Origin of the sequence: Micromonospora sp. SL4-19, assembly GCF_047921475.1 — a bacterium.
Classification (GTDB): Bacteria; Actinomycetota; Actinomycetes; order Mycobacteriales; family Micromonosporaceae; genus Micromonospora.
Map to the genome: position 1 here is coordinate 26,275 of NZ_JBLROB010000042.1, position 16,335 is coordinate 42,609.

General features: G+C 68.5%; 16 protein-coding genes and 3 pseudogenes. 4 read left to right on the forward strand and 15 right to left on the reverse strand.

Going from position 1 to position 16,335, the window contains the following annotated elements; all coding sequences use genetic code 11:
* Positions 1-10: 10 nt before the first annotated feature.
* The 9 genes and pseudogenes from ACNAVT_RS29430 to ACNAVT_RS29470 all read right to left on the reverse strand — a co-directional run.
* The gene (locus tag ACNAVT_RS29430) at positions 11-694 is read right to left on the reverse strand and encodes a BtpA/SgcQ family protein (RefSeq protein ID WP_416300974.1); all 684 of its coding nucleotides are present in this window, start codon (positions 692-694) and stop codon (positions 11-13) included.
* A 90-nt stretch (positions 695-784) separates the two neighbouring features.
* Positions 785-1,579 carry an energy-coupling factor ABC transporter ATP-binding protein gene (locus ACNAVT_RS29435; protein ID WP_416300976.1) on the reverse strand — a complete coding sequence of 265 codons (795 nt, stop codon included), beginning with the start codon at positions 1,577-1,579 and terminating at the stop codon, positions 785-787.
* Positions 1,569-2,408: an energy-coupling factor ABC transporter ATP-binding protein gene (locus tag ACNAVT_RS29440; RefSeq protein WP_416300977.1), complete on the reverse strand. Its 840-nt coding sequence runs from the start codon at positions 2,406-2,408 to the stop codon at positions 1,569-1,571. The genes ACNAVT_RS29435 and ACNAVT_RS29440 overlap by 11 nt, the downstream gene beginning before the upstream one ends.
* 14 nt (positions 2,409-2,422) lie before the next feature.
* A complete protein-coding gene (locus ACNAVT_RS29445; RefSeq protein ID WP_416300979.1) occupies positions 2,423-3,226 on the reverse strand; it encodes an energy-coupling factor transporter transmembrane component T in 804 nt (267 codons plus the stop codon).
* A complete protein-coding gene (locus ACNAVT_RS29450; RefSeq protein ID WP_416300980.1) occupies positions 3,223-3,873 on the reverse strand; it encodes an ECF transporter S component in 651 nt (216 codons plus the stop codon). The genes ACNAVT_RS29445 and ACNAVT_RS29450 overlap by 4 nt, the downstream gene beginning before the upstream one ends.
* A 49-nt stretch (positions 3,874-3,922) precedes the next feature.
* Complete coding sequence (locus ACNAVT_RS29455; RefSeq protein WP_416300981.1) at positions 3,923-4,858, reverse strand: carbohydrate kinase family protein; 936 nt, start codon at positions 4,856-4,858, stop codon at positions 3,923-3,925.
* Complete coding sequence (locus ACNAVT_RS29460) at positions 4,855-5,868, reverse strand: LacI family DNA-binding transcriptional regulator (RefSeq protein WP_416300982.1); 1,014 nt, start codon at positions 5,866-5,868, stop codon at positions 4,855-4,857. The genes ACNAVT_RS29455 and ACNAVT_RS29460 overlap by 4 nt, the downstream gene beginning before the upstream one ends.
* A gap of 176 nt (positions 5,869-6,044) precedes the next feature.
* On the reverse strand, positions 6,045-6,902 hold the full coding sequence (locus ACNAVT_RS29465; protein ID WP_416300983.1) for an HAD family hydrolase: 858 nt from the start codon (positions 6,900-6,902) through the stop codon (positions 6,045-6,047).
* 49 nt (positions 6,903-6,951) lie between these two features.
* A pseudogene (locus tag ACNAVT_RS29470) lies at positions 6,952-7,032 on the reverse strand (His/Gly/Thr/Pro-type tRNA ligase C-terminal domain-containing protein); the annotation flags it as partial.
* Between the two features lie 380 nt (positions 7,033-7,412).
* On the opposite strand from ACNAVT_RS29470, the pseudogene ACNAVT_RS29475 reads away from it, so the two are divergent.
* Positions 7,413-7,899 (forward strand): annotated as a pseudogene (locus ACNAVT_RS29475) (site-specific integrase); the annotation flags it as partial.
* Between the two features lie 603 nt (positions 7,900-8,502).
* Here the strand turns inward: ACNAVT_RS29475 and ACNAVT_RS29480 are convergent.
* Entirely contained in the window at positions 8,503-10,638 is a 2,136-nt protein-coding gene (locus ACNAVT_RS29480; protein WP_416300984.1) for a ThuA domain-containing protein, read from the reverse strand.
* 672 nt (positions 10,639-11,310) lie between these two features.
* Here ACNAVT_RS29480 and ACNAVT_RS29485 point away from each other — a divergent pair.
* Entirely contained in the window at positions 11,311-11,799 is a 489-nt protein-coding gene (locus tag ACNAVT_RS29485; RefSeq protein ID WP_416300985.1) for a hypothetical protein, read from the forward strand.
* Positions 11,789-12,055, forward strand: coding sequence for a DUF6262 family protein (locus tag ACNAVT_RS29490; RefSeq protein ID WP_416300986.1), 267 nt, complete (start codon positions 11,789-11,791; stop codon positions 12,053-12,055). The genes ACNAVT_RS29485 and ACNAVT_RS29490 overlap by 11 nt, the downstream gene beginning before the upstream one ends.
* A 182-nt stretch (positions 12,056-12,237) precedes the next feature.
* On the opposite strand, the gene ACNAVT_RS29495 is transcribed toward ACNAVT_RS29490, so the two are convergent.
* The 5 genes from ACNAVT_RS29495 to ACNAVT_RS29515 form a co-directional block, all read right to left on the reverse strand.
* Entirely contained in the window at positions 12,238-13,128 is an 891-nt protein-coding gene (locus tag ACNAVT_RS29495; protein ID WP_416300987.1) for a virginiamycin B lyase, read from the reverse strand.
* 26 nt (positions 13,129-13,154) lie between these two features.
* A complete protein-coding gene (locus ACNAVT_RS29500; RefSeq protein WP_416300988.1) occupies positions 13,155-13,796 on the reverse strand; it encodes a CatB-related O-acetyltransferase in 642 nt (213 codons plus the stop codon).
* A 268-nt stretch (positions 13,797-14,064) separates the two neighbouring features.
* Positions 14,065-14,757 carry a GNAT family N-acetyltransferase gene (locus tag ACNAVT_RS29505; RefSeq protein ID WP_416300989.1) on the reverse strand — a complete coding sequence of 231 codons (693 nt, stop codon included), beginning with the start codon at positions 14,755-14,757 and terminating at the stop codon, positions 14,065-14,067.
* A complete protein-coding gene (locus ACNAVT_RS29510; protein WP_416300990.1) occupies positions 14,754-15,254 on the reverse strand; it encodes a hemerythrin domain-containing protein in 501 nt (166 codons plus the stop codon). Before ACNAVT_RS29510 ends, ACNAVT_RS29505 begins: the two co-directional genes overlap by 4 nt.
* A 187-nt stretch (positions 15,255-15,441) precedes the next feature.
* Complete coding sequence (locus ACNAVT_RS29515; RefSeq protein WP_416300994.1) at positions 15,442-15,576, reverse strand: hypothetical protein; 135 nt, start codon at positions 15,574-15,576, stop codon at positions 15,442-15,444.
* Here ACNAVT_RS29515 and ACNAVT_RS29520 point away from each other — a divergent pair.
* Positions 15,550-15,750, forward strand: a pseudogene (locus tag ACNAVT_RS29520) (site-specific integrase); the annotation flags it as partial. The gene ACNAVT_RS29515 and the pseudogene ACNAVT_RS29520 overlap by 27 nt on opposite strands.
* Positions 15,751-16,335: the final 585 nt, after the last annotated feature.

The window sequence follows — 16,335 nt, forward strand, 5'->3', positions numbered from 1 at the left end:
GGGGCGAGGGTCAGTGCGCCGCGCGGGCTGCGGCGACGAAGCGGGCGACGTTCTCGGGGGCGACATCGCCGGTGTCGGCAAGCGTGTCCTTCAGGGCACTGCCTACGACGACGCCGTCGGCCTGGGCGAGCTGCTCCGCGGCGTTGTCGGGCGTGACGCCCGCGCCGACGATCAAGGGGAAGCCGGGGCCGACGATGCGCCGGAACTCCGCGATCTTGTCGAGCGGCGTGATGAGTCCCGTCCCGTCGCCGGTGACCACGATCGCGTCGCACCGCCCGACGGCGAGCGCGAGGTCCTCCTCGAGGGTCCGGCCGGAGCGGTACGGCTGGTACTTGAAGCGGACGCCGCCGAAGACGGATGCCTCTACCCCGGCGCGCATCTCGGCGAGCCGCTCGGCGAACCCGGCGTCTTCCTCCGGCGAGAGGTGGCCGGCGACCGAGTCGAGCTGCAGGAAGGCGATCGGGTACCTGCCCGCGAGCTCGAAGGCCCGCGCGTCGTCGTTGAGGACGTTCAGCCCGATGACGACCTCGGGGCGCTCCGCCACCAGGTGGTCGAGCACCGCGATGACGTCCTCGACCTCGCCGAAGTAGTTCTCAACGATGATCGCGTCGACGCCGTTTCCCCATAGGTCGTCGATCTCCTGCTTGGCGCGGCGGAGGCGGTCGACCGCGTCCTCGCCCTTCAGATGGAGCATCGCGAAAATGGGAGTGCCCGTGGGGAAGACGGTGCGGAAGGGCCTGCTCATGGAGTTTTCTCCGGATTCGGGTTCGGGTTCGGGTTCGGGTCAGGGGACGAGCTCGACGACGTCGTCGACGGTGAGGGCGCGGCGGCTCAGATTGAGGTCGCGTGCCAGCTGCGCGGCATCCGGCCGGCGGATGCGGGAGCGCCGGAGGATGTCGTCGTCGAGGAAGACGTCCCTGCGGTCGCCGTCCGCGATAACCGCACCGTCGGCCATCGCGACGACGCGCTCGAACGCGTCGATCACGAAGCGCATGTCGTGCGTGATCGTGATGACGGCGACGCCCTCGTCGCCGAGCCGGTCGAGCATGCCGTGCAGGAGTGCGAGCCCCCGGGAGTCGAGGCCCGCCGTGGGCTCGTCGAGGATCACGTACCGGCACTCCGACACGAGGATGGCGGCGATCGCGACGAACTTGCGGATCGCGCTCGGCAGGTCCTTCGGGTTGGTGTCGAGGTGGTCGCCGATGCCGGTCAGCTCGATCGCGCGGGCGCAGCGCTCCTCGCGCTTCTCGTCGGGCCACTTGAGGTACTTGGGTAGGTACTCGATCTCGGAGCGGACGTCGGCGGCGAACAGCTGGTCGTCCGGGTTCTGGAACACGTACCCGACGTCGCGGGCCACCTGCGCGGTGGTGCGCTTCGCGGTCGATGCCCCGTCGACGAGCACCTCGCCCTCGGTCGGCAAGAGCAGACGGTTCATGAGCTTGACGGTGGTTGTCTTGCCCGCCCCGTTCTGCCCGACGATCGCCAGCCGCTCCCCGTCGGCGACGCGGAGGTCGACGCCGCCGATCGCGCGCGAGCCGTCGGGGTAGGTGAAGCCCACCCCGTTCAGTTCAATGGGCATGCGTGCTCCTTCCGATCCGTACGGAGATTTCGTCGAACGCTTCGGCCCGCTTAATCGGCAGCCGGTCGAGCGGTTTCCCTGCGGCGGCGAGCCTGCGGCCGAGCTCGGTCACCTCTGGGGGGACGACGCCGTACGTGCCGAACTCGTCCGATCCGACGACATCCCTCGTGGGCCCGTGCATTACGACGGTGCCCTCGTTCATCACGGTGATGGTGTCGGCGTACTGCGCGAGCAGGTCGATCTTGTGCTCCGCGAGCACGATGGACTTGCCCCTGTGCTTGAGTCCCTCGATGATCTCGAACACGGCCTCGGATGCCTCGGGGTCGAGCTGGGACGTCGGCTCGTCGATCACGACGACCGGTGCGTCCATGGCGATGATCGACGCGAACGCGACCTTCTGCCGCTGTCCGCCGGAGAGCTCGTTTGGGTTCTTCTCCACGATCGCCTCGATGCCGAGCTGCTCGACCACGCCTTCGACGCGCTCGATCATCTCGTCGCGGGGCACGCCGAGGTTCTCGAGCCCGATCGCGATCTCCTCGAACACGGTCTCGCGGATGCCGCTGATCTGCGTGAACGGGTTATCGAAGACGCAGCCGATAGTCCGCGACAGCTCGGCCGGGTCCCAGTCGAGCAGCGGCCTGCCGAGGATGACCACCTCGCCGGTGAGGTCGCCGTGGTGGAAGTGCGGGATGACGCCGCGGATCAGGCTGCACAGCGTCGTCTTGCCGCTCGAGTTGAGCCCGACCACGCCGTGCAGCCGGCCCTCCTCGAGCTGCAGGTCGATGCCGACGAGCGCGGGTTGCTCCGCGTAGGCGTAGGTGAAGCCCACTCCAGTCAGTGAGGCTAGAACCATCCGAGGATCCCTCCGGTGACGGCGGCCGCGGCCACGACGAGCGAGAGCACGACGAGCACGGTGTCGACGGCGGTCAAGGGCTTGAGGTTGAGGAGGCTGGTGTGCCTGCCCGGGTTGTTGAACGCGCGAGCGTCGAGCGCGATCGCCCGCTCCTCGGTCGCCGTCATCGCCGTCAGGAACACCGGGGCGAGCACCGGGAAGAACGCGCGTGCTCGCACGAACACGTTCCCCTCGGCCTCGATCCCCCGTGCCTTCTGCGCGTCGAGCACGACTCGGGCGGTGGCGCCGAGGTCGGTGATCGCCTGGAATGACGCCAGGATGACGTAGCTGACGCGCGGGCTCACGCCGATCCGCTCGAGGGCCAGCATCAGCCGGCGCATCGATACGATGGCGAAGAATAGCGTCACGCCGCCGCAGATCACCATCACCGCGGTGGTGAAGCGCAGACCGTTTTCGATGCCCTCGCGCGTGATGGCGATCGGCCCGAGCGGGACGAGGACCGTCTCGCCCTTCACGAGCAGGGCGCGCAGGGCGAACAGGATGAGCCCGACCGCGATCCAGAGTTTCAGGATCGTGACGAGGTAGGACGGACCGCGCCCCGCGAGGTACGCGATTCCGACGAAGAGCACGCTGACCGCCAGCGGCACGATCCACCCCGCGCTCGCCAGACCCACCACGATCAGCGCCGTGATGCCGGCGACCATCGCGACGGGGTGGATGTCGAGGACGGCGTTCCCCAGTGTCATCGGCTGCCGGTAGCGGTCAGCGACGGCGGCCACCGCGTTGTTCGTCATGACTGAGTGGCGGTCGTGGCGACCGGCTTCTTCGCGCGCGGATTCGGCTGGCCGAGGTACACCCGGCCGAGCGGCAGCTTGACGAGCAGCCGCTTCGGGATGCCCTTGATGATCGCGTACACGATCAGCACTGTCGGCACCTTGTCGAGGACGTCCATCGGCAACTGGGCGGCGAAGTTTGCCGTGTTCAGGTCCATGCCCATCGCCGTGAGCGCGCCGACGACGATCGCGCCGCCGCCGACGGCGAGCCCGTCAAACACCCAGATCGTGATGAGGGCGCCGCAGAAGCCGCCGATGAAGGCGAACGGGAGCACGGACAGCAGCGTCTTCCACCAGGTGCGGAACACGCCGACCCGGCCGAAATAGCCCGCCAGCAGACCGAACGCGACGTTGAGGATCGCGAACGCGAACGTCGGCGGCGAGGTGATCGAGTTGATCCCGTTCGAGATGAGGCCCACGAGCGCGCCCGGAAGGCCGCCGCAGGTCGCTCCCACGAGGATCGTCCCGATGCTGTCGAGATAGACCGGCAGCTTGAGGAGCAGTGCGATCTGCCCGCCGACGAAGTTGATCGCGATACCGATCGGGATCATGAAGATCGTCAGGCGGCCGTAACCGCGCATGAATGTTGCGAATCGACTGGAAGCCATCGTCGGCGTCCTTTCTTGTTTTTGTGCGCCGAACTCAGCCTCGACGGAGTCACATCGTCGTCGACGTGGTCGGTGCGAGCGATCGGAGGAAGCCGTCGACGTCCTCGCGCGTGGTCATGCCGGCGCGCGCGCCGATCTTCCCGACGGCGAGGGCGGCGGCGGCGTTGGCGAACTCGGCTGCGGCGACGGGGTCGCGGCCGATCGAGAGTGCGTAGAGGAAGGAGCTCGTGAACGTGTCGCCGGCACCCGTGACGTCGACGACGTCGACGGGAAGGCCCGGCACCGCGACCACGCCGTCGCGGGTGTGCAGCTCGCAGCCCTCGCTGTCCTTCGTGACGACGACGGCCGCCGCACCTCCGACGAGGAGCTCAGGGATTGAGCCGCCGGTGGCGGCGAAGCGGGCCTCGCCCATGGCGTTCATGAAGACGATGTCGCAGTGCTCGATGAGTCCCGTGCCGTGGTTCTCCTCGTTGTAGACGTCGAGGTCGACGACGATCTTCGCTCCGCGGGCGCGGAGCGCCTCGAGCACCTCGTGCGCGCCGAGCTCCCCCATCCGGAGCGGCTTGGCGTCGGTGAGGGTCGTCACGATGAACTCGGCCTCGGCGAGGTGCTCGAACGTCTCGGGAGTGATCTCGGTGCGCGTGATGCCAAGCGTCGGGATGATCACGATGTGCTGCTCGCCCGAGATGAGGACGATGCAGTGCGAGTCGGGAACAGTCTCGTCGAAGATCACGAACCGGGTGTCGAGTCCGTGCTCGCGCAGCTGCGCGAGGAGCTTCTGCGTGAGGGCGCCGGAGTTGAGCTGGCCGATGAACGACGTCGGCATGCCGTAGTGGGCGTAGATCGACGCGGCGTTCGCGATGCTTCCCCCGAACTCGGGTTCCAGCGCCTGCACGATGACCTTGTCGTTCGCCTGCGGGAAGTGCGGCGTGACGTAGTACTCGTCCTGGGCGACGTCGCCGAGGAACACGGAGTGGCGGGTCATCGGCGGACCTCCCCGGTCGAGGCGCGGACGATGAGCTCGACCGGGATGGCGATGCGGCCGGGCACGAGTTGCTCGCCCGTCTCGAGTGCGTGCAGCAGGGTGCGGGCGGCCAGGGTGCCGAGTTCCTGCGTGTCCTGGCGGACGGTCGTGAGCGGCGGACAACTATGCCGGCTGATCGACATGTCGTCGAACCCGACCACCGAGACGTCCCTCGGCACGTCGAACCCCTTCGCGCGTAGGCCTTCGATCGCGCCGAGCGCCATGAGGTCGTTGTGGGCGAACACCGCCGTGATCTCGCCGGCGGCGAAGGCATCAGCGAATCCGTCGACCGCGGGGGGCCCGCTCTCGACGGAGTAGTCGCCGGACGTCGTGAACACCCGGCCGCCGGCCGGCTCCCACGCGCTGGCGAACCCCGTGCTGCGCAGGACGCTCGTCACCGGTGCATGTACAGGCGCCCCTTGGATCTCGAGCACGCTGCGGTGGCCGAGGGATAGCAGATGCTCGGCGACGATTCGGCCGCCCGCCTCGTTGTCGGAGACGATTGTCGGCAGGTCGACGATCCCCTCGATCTCCTCGTCGACGAGGATCACGGGGAGACGCCCGTTGAGGGCCGCACGGGCTTTCGCGCCCAGCACGGCGCCCGAGGCGTAGATGATCCCGTCGACCGCGCGGGAGGCGATCATCTCCAGGTAGCGGCTCTCCCTCCCGGAGTCGAATCCGGTCGTCGCGAGGAGCATGTTGTATCCGCGTTCCATTGCGACGGACTCGATCCCCTTCGCCAGCTCAGCGAAGTACTCGATCGCGATGTCGGGGACGACGACGGCGAGGACGCCCGTCTTTCCGAGCGCGAGGCTCTGCGCGGCGCGGGTCGGGACGTAGTCGAGCTCGGCCATCGCCCTGCGCACCTTCTCGCGCACCGTCTCGCTCACCTTGCGCTTGCCGCTGAGGGTGTGCGAGACGGTCGTCGGGCTCACGCCCGCGTGCCGGGCGACATCGGAGATCGAGACCATCCGTGCGGCCTCCTCGTCGTCGGGGCGCGATGCTGCTGCGGGCACGGCGCCGTACCTGGCGGCTGGCTCGGGTGCGCGCTGCAGATCTTGCAAAGCGCTTTGGCAAACCGCTTTGGCGAGGAGTATGGGCCGGACCTCCGGCCGAGCGCAAGGGTTTCGTCAGCACCCGTTGCGGTTCAGCCGCGGACGCATTCTTCGAGCCAGCGCGCGACGCCGTCCTCGTCGTTCGAAGGGATGGTGCGCGTGGCGAGGGCCCGCAGCTCCGGCACAGCGTTCGCCACCGCGCACGATTCGTCGGCCACGCCGAACAGCGGCACGTCGTTCACGTTGTCGCCGAAGGCGATCATTCGCCCCGTGCGGAGCTCGTCCGCCAGCCGCCGCGCGGCGAGCGCCTTCGTCCCGCCCGCGGCGTGGATCTCGAGCCAGTGCTCCCGGGTGTAGCCGTCGACGGAGAGGAAGTGCGCGGCGCCCGCGAGCACCTCGGCCAGCGCGACACGCAGCTCCGCCAGCCGTTCCCGCTCCGCGATCAGGGTGGCGTAGAACACCGACGCGGGGTCGAGCTCGTCCCACCCGTCGAGCGGCAGCAGCCGCGGGTCGCCCTCCCGGCGCGTGACGAACGACTGCACGCCGGCCGACGGGCGGCCCGGATGCCACCTGATCCGGTCGCGGCCGGCCTCCATCGCGAAGACCACCGGCTCGACGCCGACTTCGCGGGCCGCCGACAGGATCGTGCTCACGACCGCCGCCTCCATGAAGTCGACGCGGAGCGGCTCGCCACTGTCGGGATCGGCCGTGACTGTGCCGCCGTAGGTGATCACCGGCAGCGTGAGCCGGAGCTCTCGCGTCACCGCCCGCGACGAGCTGAACGACCGCGCGGTGGCGTAGGTGAACAGCATTCCCTCGGCGACGAGCCGGTTGATCGTGTCGATCGTGCGCGGACTCAGCGTGGCGTCGCGGCGCAGCAGCGTGAAGTCAAGGTCGCTGACGAACAGCGTCCGCGACCCGCCGCCCTCCACAGTCGTCGCCTCAGGCATCGCGCAGCCGCTCGGCGAGGTACGCCTCCACGGTGGCGAGCGTACGCTCCTACCCCATCGAGTCGCGGTCGCATACCGTCACGGAGTCGTCCTCAAGCGAGTCGAAGTCGACGGTGACGCAGAACGGCGTGATCCGCCATAACCGGCACCGGGTGTCAGTGGGCGCCGATACTCTTCACCGCGCGGAGGACCGGGGTCCGATGGACTTCGGCACGGGCCGCCCCAGGCAGTGAACCGCCGAGGGCAACGACCCCGGCCTTCCGTCCAAACCTTGGTCCGGGCACGGCCCTGCTGCCGGACGCCGCCAGATTCCTTCACAACGTGCGGCGCCTGGCGCTTACCGGATCCGCTTCGCGGCGCACGCCTTGCGCCTGCGCGGCTCACGCCTGCGGCGACCGCGTCACCGCAGTCCTCGAGCGCGAGCCCGCGACCATCACTCGGCCGATGCCGGCGGCGATGTCGGACAGTCCTCTTGGACACTCCAGCGAGGAGGTCACCAACACCTACTACAACCGCGCGGTCAACCGGGCGATGGCGCGAGACAAGGTCAAACGCAACGTCGTAGCTCTCTGCACCGTTCCAACCGGTCGCACCGGGCGACCGTCCAAGTCGCTGGCCTTCAACCAGGCCAAGGCGCTCCTGGTCGCTGCCGAAGACAGCTCCCTGCACGCCTACATCGTGGTCTCTCTGCTGACCGGCGCGCGCACCGAAGAACTGCGCGCTCTCATCTGGGCTCACGTCGACCTCACCGGCAAGCCGGACAACGACCCGCCCATGGCACCGTCCATCCAGGTCTGGCGCTCGGTCCGCGCCGACGGGGACACCAAGACCAAGAAGTCGCGTCGCACCCTTGCCCTGCCAGCCCGATGCGTCACCGCGTTCACCACCCACCGCGACCGCCACGGCCGCCCGCCGCCGACCGCTCGTCTTCCCCTCCGCCGCTTGGACACTCCAGCGAGGAGGTCACCGACACCTACTACATCGCCAAGCCCGTCCAAGCCCCGGACGTTTCCGACGTCCTTGAACGCCTCGGCGCCAACCCGAACGGATAGCACCCACCAGCAGCGCACAACGACGCACACCGATGACAAACCTGGTTGCCGCACCCGGTAAATGAGGGGTTTTCGGGGGGAGGTTCAAAACTCCATAGAAGAAAGTCAAAGCCCTGACCATCATTCCTACTGGTCAGGGCTTTGACTTTGTCGGGACGGCCGGATTTGAACCGACGACCCCTTGACCCCCAGTGAACTAGCGGGCCTACCGGCGTCTGCCGGACGGTACCGGCTCGTGCCGAAGGTGCAGGCCAACGGCCAGGTGGCGGTTCGAGGCAGGCCGGGCTCTATCGAGACTTCCCGGACCGTCCGTGAGACGGCTGTGAGAACTCCGTGGCCCACGTTCATCGGGCCGCATCCCGCTGCGGGTATGCCGCCGGGCGTGCCCGGCCAGATGACCCGCTCGGGTCACCGCGGCGTAGGGCTCAGCCTGGTGCGGCCCGTCGCCGGGCGCCTCCCGCCCGGGACTGGCTGCCCTCCCCGTACGCGGGAGACGGAGACCAGCGGTTGCCGCCGGCCGGCTGTGGGCCGGCGGCAACCGGGGGCGGTCAGGAGTGTTTCAACGTCAGCATCCAGTCGCGTAGCTGGCGGGCTTGGCGGTCGAGTTCGGTACGCGCCGCCTTGCTGCCGGCGGCGGGTTTACCGGCGATCGCGATGATCCGGTTAAGCGAGGTGGTGGCGGTGTTGTAGTCCCGTGCGAGGTAGGCGGCCTGGGCGTCGTCGAGCAGCGCGGAGGCGGCGTCGGCCGACTCGGGGTCCAGGGCGCCGTTGGCGGCGCCGGTGGTGATCAGCGTCCGGGTCTGTCGGTAGGTCGAGCAGTTCGCCTCGGTCTGGTCGGCGGTCCAGTGGATGCCGGCCAGCAGGATCCGGGTGAACGGGTCACGGTAGTACTGCGCGCGGTCGTGGCCGAGGATGAGGGAGAATTCGCGTCCGCCGTCGTACTCCTGGCACCAGGCGATCGGGTGGTCGCCGTTCATCAGCCGCAGCGGGTTGATGGCGGCGTTGCCACTGTTGAGGCTCCGCTGGTAGGACGACTCGTCGAGGCTGAGCAGCGTGTGCACCTCGGCGCGCGGGTTGTGGTCGAAGTTGTACAGCTCGTCGATGGTGAGCCAGGCCTTCGGCAGGTGCGCCACGGCCGGGTTGGCCGGGTCCTCGGTGTTGACCCGGACGTTGATGCAGCTGCCGCAGGTGCCTTCGCCGTTCTGGCCGCCGGGGTGGTTGGTGAACCACGCTCCTACCAGGTCGCGGTACCAGGGCACGTTATGGATCGCGTCGGAGGCCCCGTGCAGCCCGAGGTAGCCGCCGCCGGCCTGGATGTATTCCTTGAAGGCGGCCAGCTCATTGGCGGTCAGGGCGTCCTTGTCCGGCGTGCTGTTGGGGTTGGTTCCGTCCACCGGCGAGGAGAAGATGATGGTCTTGTACCTCGCCAGGTCGGCGGCGGAGGTGAACGGCGTGCTCCGCAGCGAGTTGGGGGCCAGGCTCGGATCCCAGATGTCGACGTCGAAGCCGTACTGCTTGCCCAGTTGCTGCACGAGCAGGGCGGTGTCGGCGATGTGGTCGTGGCGGAAGCCCTTGGTGGCCGAGAAGTACAGCACCCGGTAGCTGGCGTCGGGGAAGTTGGTGGATGCCGCGAGCGGTGTCGCGGCGGGGATCGGGTTAGGTCCGGTGGCCGGCGTGACGGTCATGCCGGTCGGCGGGTCCGCCGGCAGCGTGCCGGTGACCTGCTGCTTCAGGTATCGGGCGTCGCTGACCAGGGTGTCGCGGGTCGGCCCGGAGTTGGTGGCGCGTTGCGCGGCCGCGACGAACTGGTTGAGCAGGGTGGCCGCCGCGTTGGTGCCGCCGGTCTCGGCGAGGCTGGCAGCCTGGGCGAGGGTGGCGCGCAGGCTGTCGCCGGCGGCGGCGTCGAGGGCGCCGCTGGTGACGTAGCCGGCGATGAGGTTGTCGAGGTCGGTGAAGGACGTGGTGACGACGAACGCCTGGTCGAACCGGGCGGCGTTGCCGGCCGCGTCGCTGGCCACCACGCTGATGGTGTGCCCGCCGGTGGCCAGGGTGGAGGTGGTGACGGGCAGCGGGGTGACCTCGGTGCCGTCGAGCCACATGCGGTGGATGAAGACGCCCCCGGAGCCGGGCGCGGGATCAGTCCGGGTCGGGATCAGCGTGGCGGTGTGGCCGACGTGCCCGTCGACGATGCCCGGCCAGCTGACCACCGGGGCGACGGTGTCGATCCGGACGGTGATGGTGCGGACGGACTCCACGGAGCCGTCGCCGCCGACCGCCCGGTAGCCGACCGTGGTGGTGCCCTGCTGGGTGATCTGCACCGAGCCGGTCAGGTTGGCGGGGTACGGGGCGGGCGCGGACGCCGCGGTCTGGAACGGTGCCGAGTTGCCGAGCCGGTACTCCAGGCGCTGGACACCGCTGACGTCGTCGGTGGCGGACAGGTTCAGGGTGACCGGGCCTCGGTAGAAGCCGTTGGTTCCGGTCGGGGCGGTCGGGGTGAGAATGGCCGGTGCGCTGGTGGGCGCGGCCCAGGCCGGGGTGCCGACGGCGAGCGAGCCGACGGACAGGGACGCGGCGGGTAGGACGGCGGCGAGCAGGAAGCGCAGCAGTCGTCGGCGGGCGTCTGCGCCCGCTCGGCGGGACGGGTGTGCTCTGCGGGTTCTTGCTGGCAGGCGGTGGCTGGACATGCGGTTCCTTTCCAGTTCCGGCCCGGGGAAGCGGGGGCGAACCTCGACGAGCCAAGGGGACGCGATGCGCTCTCGGGCGAGAGGCTATCGCCGGCAGCAACATGAAGCTAGATGCATCACTACGAAACTTTGAAATGAATCAGCAAAAGTTGCGCGCAGGGAGTCCGAAGCTCGCGCAGAGCACGACGGGACGGCGGCCTGCTGGCCGCCGCCCCGCGCGGGGTCGTCCCTCAGGCGGCCGGCGTGCCTTGATGCAGCGGGGACCCCCGGTGCCGGAACGTTGAGTGGCTGACCTGCACCTGGAGACGGGGATTGATCAAACAAAGCGTGCATGCCGCCAATGCGACGAGAATCGGGCGCGCCGCGATGCGGCGGTGCACGCGCTGGCCGCGATGCGAGCGGCGGCTCGGGCGCCAAAACAGTCACACCCTCAGTCATTACGATCTTGGCTCGACTCGGACAGCGATAGTCGTCAAGTCGATGGCCAGATCGACGGCAGGGCGGAAGACCTCCGGGATCAATCGTTGAGCGGCGTTATGGACCCTGTGCCTGCCGAAAGATACGTCCGGTCTGGTCAGAGACTGTTCGGGCCTGGGAACGGATCTTGCCTTGTTCTCCGACGCGGGTCCTGCTTGCCCCTCTCCGTTGATGGCTGCGCGATGATGCCGTGTCATGCTGCTGCGACTTGCGTACCTGGGCCTCACGAACGTCGTCGCACTGCTGCGGCTGTTGCCAGGCAGCGACCGGGACAAGGACGCGGAGATCCTCGCGTTACGCCACCAGCTCGCGGTGCTGCAGCGCCAGTGGGACGCCGCCCGCGACACCGACGACGATCTGCAGCACCTGCTACCGGCCGATGTGGAGTGGGCGAACCGGTCACGCACCGCACTACCGAACGGGCACTGCGGGCTTCCGCGCCAGCAGACCTGCGACCACTCCAACAAGTGCCTGACCTGCCCGGTGTTCATCACCACCAGTGAAGACCTCCCTGCGCACGAGGCGCACCGCCACCGCACGCTGACGCTCATCGCCCAACTCGAGGCCCGAGGGCAGACCAAGCTGGCCGACCAGAACCGGCTCGTACTCGAGCAACTCGACGCGCGTATCGCGCAGATCAAGCAGGCAGTCGCTGCGGGCGGAGCGCACCGCGATGCCAGTTGATGCGTCAGATCGGCTCATCGCGGCAGCGCGCCGGCGACACGAGCAAACCCTCGCCCGTGCCCGCACAGCACTGCGCCAGTTCGAAACCACCGGCGAGCCCGTCACCTACGCCAAGGTCGCTGCGGCGGCGAAGGTAAGCCGGGCCTGGCTCTACAGCCAGCCTGACGTCCGAGCGGCAGTGGAACGGCTACGCGATATCAACAACCGCTCCACTGGCGTCGCCGTCCCCGCCAACGCACCAGCGAAGCCAGCCTGATCCGCCGCCTTGAGACGGCGCACCGCCGCAACCAAGAACTCACTCGGCAGATCGCCGAACTGCGAGAGCAGCTTGCCGCCGCGCATGGCGCGCTACGCGACAGCTGCGCGGGACGATCGGTCGACGCCGATTCGTCGCAGGGGTTGGAAAGTCTTCTGCCGTGATGGTGTTGAACCTGACGGTCATGGTCTTCTCCCGCGCTGGGGTAGCAGGTCCGGAGCGACGGTGACCCGGGCGAGAGCACCGATTTCTAATGCCACCCAAAGCGCGCCGTCGGGACCGAGGGTGATGCCGTGCGGCTCGGAGCGTGGTGTCGGCAGGTCGTGCAGCTCGACAGCACCTCCGGGAGCGATCGAACCGACGCGGTTGCCGCCCCACTCGGTGAACCACAGGTTGCCATTGCCGGCGCTGGTGATGGCGTTTGGTCGGCCGGCGCGGTCGGGCAGCGGAAACTCCAGGATCGTGCCGTTGGGGGTAATCCGCCCGATCTGACCGGCGGCGATCTCGACGAACCAGAGGGCGCCGTCCTGGCCCGCGACGATGCCCACCGGCGCGGCGGCCGCGGTCGGCAGCGGGTGGACGGTGACCGCGCCGTCCATGCCGATCCGCCCGATCGCATTGGCCTGGTTCATGGTGAACCACATCCCGCCGTCGGCTCCGGCGGTGATCGCGGACGGGAATGCTCCGGTGTCCGGGAGCGGGAACTCGGTGACCTGGCCGTCGGTGGTGATCCGGCCGATGCGGTCGGCGGTGGTCTCGGTGAACCACAGGGCGCCGTCGGGGCCTGCCGCGATGCCGAACGGTCCGCAGCTCGGGGTGGGCAGCGGGAACTCGGTGACCTCGCCGTCGGTGGTGATCCGGCCGATACGGTGCGCCTGGTACTCGGTGAACCAGAGCGCCCCGTCAGGCCCGGTGACGATGATCGTAGGCCCGGACGCCGGATCGAGTTGGTGGCTGGTGGGCTCGTCGCCGGGGACCAGCCGGCCGATCCGCCCGCTGTGGACCATGGTGAACCACAGCGCATCATCGGGGCCGGTGGTGATCGCGTACGGACCGCTAGCAGTGTCGGCCACGACGTGCTCGTGGATGGATCCGGGTGTCACGGGGTTTGCTCCAGTCCGTTCTCTTTGGCGATGCGTTCGATGTCGGCCGGCGTGCCGGCCATGATCGTGTGCGTGTGCTCGGTGACCAGGTCAACGGGCCAGTCCCACCAGGCGGCGCGACGCAGCCGGTCGATGTCCGCCTCCTCGAAGCGGCGCCGGATCGCTTTGGCTGGATTGCCGCCGACGATCGTGTACGGCGGCACGTCGGCGGTGACCACCGCACCGGCCGCGATGATGGCCCCGTCGCCGATCCGTACGCCCGGCATGACGGTGGCCTGGTAGCCGAACCAGACGTCATTGCCGACGACAGTGTCGCCCCGGCTGGGCATGGCGGTGACGATATCGAGGGTCCGCTCGGTCCACTCACCGCCAAAGATGGTGAACGGGAACGTCGACACGCCCATCGTCGGATGGTCGGCGCCGGCCATCAGGAACCGGGCGCCTGCGGCGATTGCGCAGTACTTGCCGATGATCAGCCGTTCCGGGCCATAGCCGTAGAGCACGTTGCGGTGCTCGAAGCCGGTGGCACCGTCGGGATCGTCGTAGTAGGTGTACTCGCCCACCACGATCTTGGGCGAGGTGACCAGCGGCTTGAGGAAGACCACGCGCTCATGCGCCGGCAAGGGGTGAACGGCCATGGGATCAGGTGTCAACTGGAGCTCCTGTCGAATCGAAGGTCTTGCTGATGGGAGCAGGCTGTTAGTCGAACTGGTCGGCCAGTACAGACGTGTGTGGAGTGCCGAAGGTGTTCATCTTTTGGCTTCGATCTACCGAATGCGCTCCCAGGCCAGCCTGCATTTCCCGTGGACGCGCCGAACTGGGTGGGCAGGCGGACTCTCCGAAGCATCGGTGTTGGCACTCGCCGAGGTCGGACGAGCAATAGTCAAGACCTGTGGAGAGGTGAAGTTATCGCCGGAGGCTCCGGCGCCATCGAATCTCGCCTTCGTGCCATTCGTCGCTGGCTGAGAGCCCGGCAGCGGCGGCCACGGCAGCGGATGCCTGATGGCCGGGGTGGATGTGGGCGATGATGGTCGGGATCGGCTGCTGGCTGAGCCAGTCGACGAGCCCGTGGGCTGCTTCGGTGGCGATGCCTCTTCCCTGCCACGGAGTTCCGACCACCCAGGCGATCTCGGCGATGGGGCCGTGGCCGGAGGGGTTGATCGTGGCCTGGACTGTGCCTGTCAGGCAGTCCTCGTCACGGAGCCGGATCACCCAGTTCAGCCAGGAGACGGCCGGATCGGGGCAGCCTGCGGTCATGCGCTGGTAGCGCGAGCGTAGGGCTTGCTGGGTGTCCGGAGTGCCGCCGGTGAAGGTGTGCAGCGCTGGATCGGACAGGACCGTGACCATCTCTTCGGCGTGCTCGACGAGAAGCGGCAGTAGGTCCAGCCGCCGTGTGGTGATGGTCTGGGCCGCGATGGTGCTCACGCTGCGACCGCCTCCGGGCGTTCGACCAGGTGGCCGCGTGGCCGCCTCGACGACTTCCTCGGTGACAGCGGGAGGTGGAGCTGCACGGAAGTTGCCGAAGCCGATCCGGTTGACCGTGCGGTCGCCGAGCTGCCAGGTCCCGGCCGCCGCCGCGTTGATCGTCCCCGTGGTCAATTTCTCTCCTCGACCGCCGAGTTCCCGTCGGGGACATTGAGGCCGAGCAGCTCCTCGGCCGTACCCGCGGACACCGCGTCCAGCGCGGCGACCAGCGTCCTCTCCTCGTAGGTGAAGTGCGACTCCAGCAGCGCGGCGAGGCCGTCCAGCTCGGCCCGGACCGCCGGGCCGGCGACCGGGCCGGAGACCAGTTCCTCGACCCGGGTCAGGATCGAGGCGACCACCCGGTGGTCTTCGCTCAGCGTGGCGAGCACGGGCCGCAGCTCGGGCACCTGCTCGGCGAGGACCTGGAACGCGCCGGCGTCCTCGCCGGTATGGTGCCGGTGCAGCGCCGCGCAGAAGCCGACGCAGTGCGCCCGCAGCTCGCGGGTCAGGCCGCCGGGGGAGTCGAGGCTCGCGCGGAGCCGGACCAGCTCCTCGCGGAGCCAGTCGTGGATCTCGATCAGTTGGGTGCCGAGGGCGGTCAGCCGCGCGCTCGGCGAGAAGGGTGGGTGCACATAATCCCCTGCGTTTCCGCGCCTCCATGCCCACGGCGGTCTTCGTGCCGGGTACACCGCGACGCTAGCTGCGGATCTTACACCGTTGACCCGATCGGGTGGTCGCCCCGGCCCTGTGCCTGCCGAGAAATACGTCCGGGCCGCTCAGAGGACGTCTGATTCACGAATTTTGCGAGTGATGTGATCTTCAGATGTCTCGCCAGGTTGGGGTGGTTTCGTCGGTGACCCGTTTGGTGAGGTTGTCGATCATCGCGATGCGGATCATGCTGGCGAAGTTGTCGGGTAGGGCTTCGTAGCTGGCGTCCCGAAGATCACCGTCCACGACGCCCGACGCACCTGTGGTTCACTGCTGGTCGACCTGGACATCCATCCCCGGATCGCGATGGCGATCCTCAGACACGCGGACTTCTCAATCACGATGGAGATCTACAGCCAGGTCTCATCCAAGGCCACCCGCGAAGCCCTGCGGAAGCTCGGCGAAAGCCTCGACCAATGAGCCGTTGCTGTACTCGCTGCTGTACAAGATCAGAAAAGGCCACCCGGAAGATCCCGAATGACCTCTGACCTGCGTCGGGGCGGCCGGATTCGAACCGACGACCCCTTGACCCCCAGGCAACAAACACAGCGCTCTGGCCTGCCGTTTCATCGGCGTTGAGCTGCCGGAACTGTCCATTAGCGTCTCTGCTCGTCGCTGGCGTCCGTCCCGATCGTCACCCGCTTAGGCACCCGCTCTCCACTGAGGATTCGATGGAGGTGCCAGGCGGAACGCAGTGCCAGACACGTGGCTCCTTGCCCCATGTGCACCAGAAGATCACGCCAGGTTCAGCCAGAGCGACAGCCCGAGCACTGGCCTCGCGCACGGGGCGGGCGTCTTGCCGGCGAACCCTGCGTACCCCGGCCTCCCGAGCTGCCCGCGCGGCATGGGTCGCGCGCTTCGCAGCAACCAGTACGTCCATAGGTTCGCACGCATCGGCCGGAACCGGCACGCGGAACAAGTAGACCTCCACTGCCTGATCGTGACGGGCCACCTCGCGACCTGCAACAGCCCCAGCCGTCTGACAAGAACCGTCAGTTTGGAAGG

Excerpts from the sequence above, each read along its gene's own strand:
- ACNAVT_RS29430 (WP_416300974.1), bottom strand. The coding sequence starts at position 694 with ATGCTCCATCTGAAGGGCGAGGACGCGGTCGACCGCCTCCGCCGCGCC.
- ACNAVT_RS29490 (WP_416300986.1), top strand. The coding sequence starts at position 11,789 with ATGCCAGTTGATGCGTCAGATCGGCTCATCGCGGCAGCGCGCCGGCGA.
- ACNAVT_RS29445 (WP_416300979.1), bottom strand. The coding sequence starts at position 3,226 with ATGACGAACAACGCGGTGGCCGCCGTCGCTGACCGCTACCGGCAGCCG.
- ACNAVT_RS29435 (WP_416300976.1), bottom strand. The coding sequence starts at position 1,579 with ATGCCCATTGAACTGAACGGGGTGGGCTTCACCTACCCCGACGGCTCG.
- ACNAVT_RS29480 (WP_416300984.1), bottom strand. The coding sequence starts at position 10,638 with ATGTCCAGCCACCGCCTGCCAGCAAGAACCCGCAGAGCACACCCGTCC.
- ACNAVT_RS29485 (WP_416300985.1), top strand. The coding sequence starts at position 11,311 with ATGCTGCTGCGACTTGCGTACCTGGGCCTCACGAACGTCGTCGCACTG.
- ACNAVT_RS29500 (WP_416300988.1), bottom strand. The coding sequence starts at position 13,796 with ATGGCCGTTCACCCCTTGCCGGCGCATGAGCGCGTGGTCTTCCTCAAG.
- ACNAVT_RS29460 (WP_416300982.1), bottom strand. The coding sequence starts at position 5,868 with ATGGTCTCGATCTCCGATGTCGCCCGGCACGCGGGCGTGAGCCCGACG.
- ACNAVT_RS29455 (WP_416300981.1), bottom strand. The coding sequence starts at position 4,858 with ATGACCCGCCACTCCGTGTTCCTCGGCGACGTCGCCCAGGACGAGTAC.
- ACNAVT_RS29465 (WP_416300983.1), bottom strand. The coding sequence starts at position 6,902 with ATGCCTGAGGCGACGACTGTGGAGGGCGGCGGGTCGCGGACGCTGTTC.
- ACNAVT_RS29450 (WP_416300980.1), bottom strand. The coding sequence starts at position 3,873 with ATGGCTTCCAGTCGATTCGCAACATTCATGCGCGGTTACGGCCGCCTG.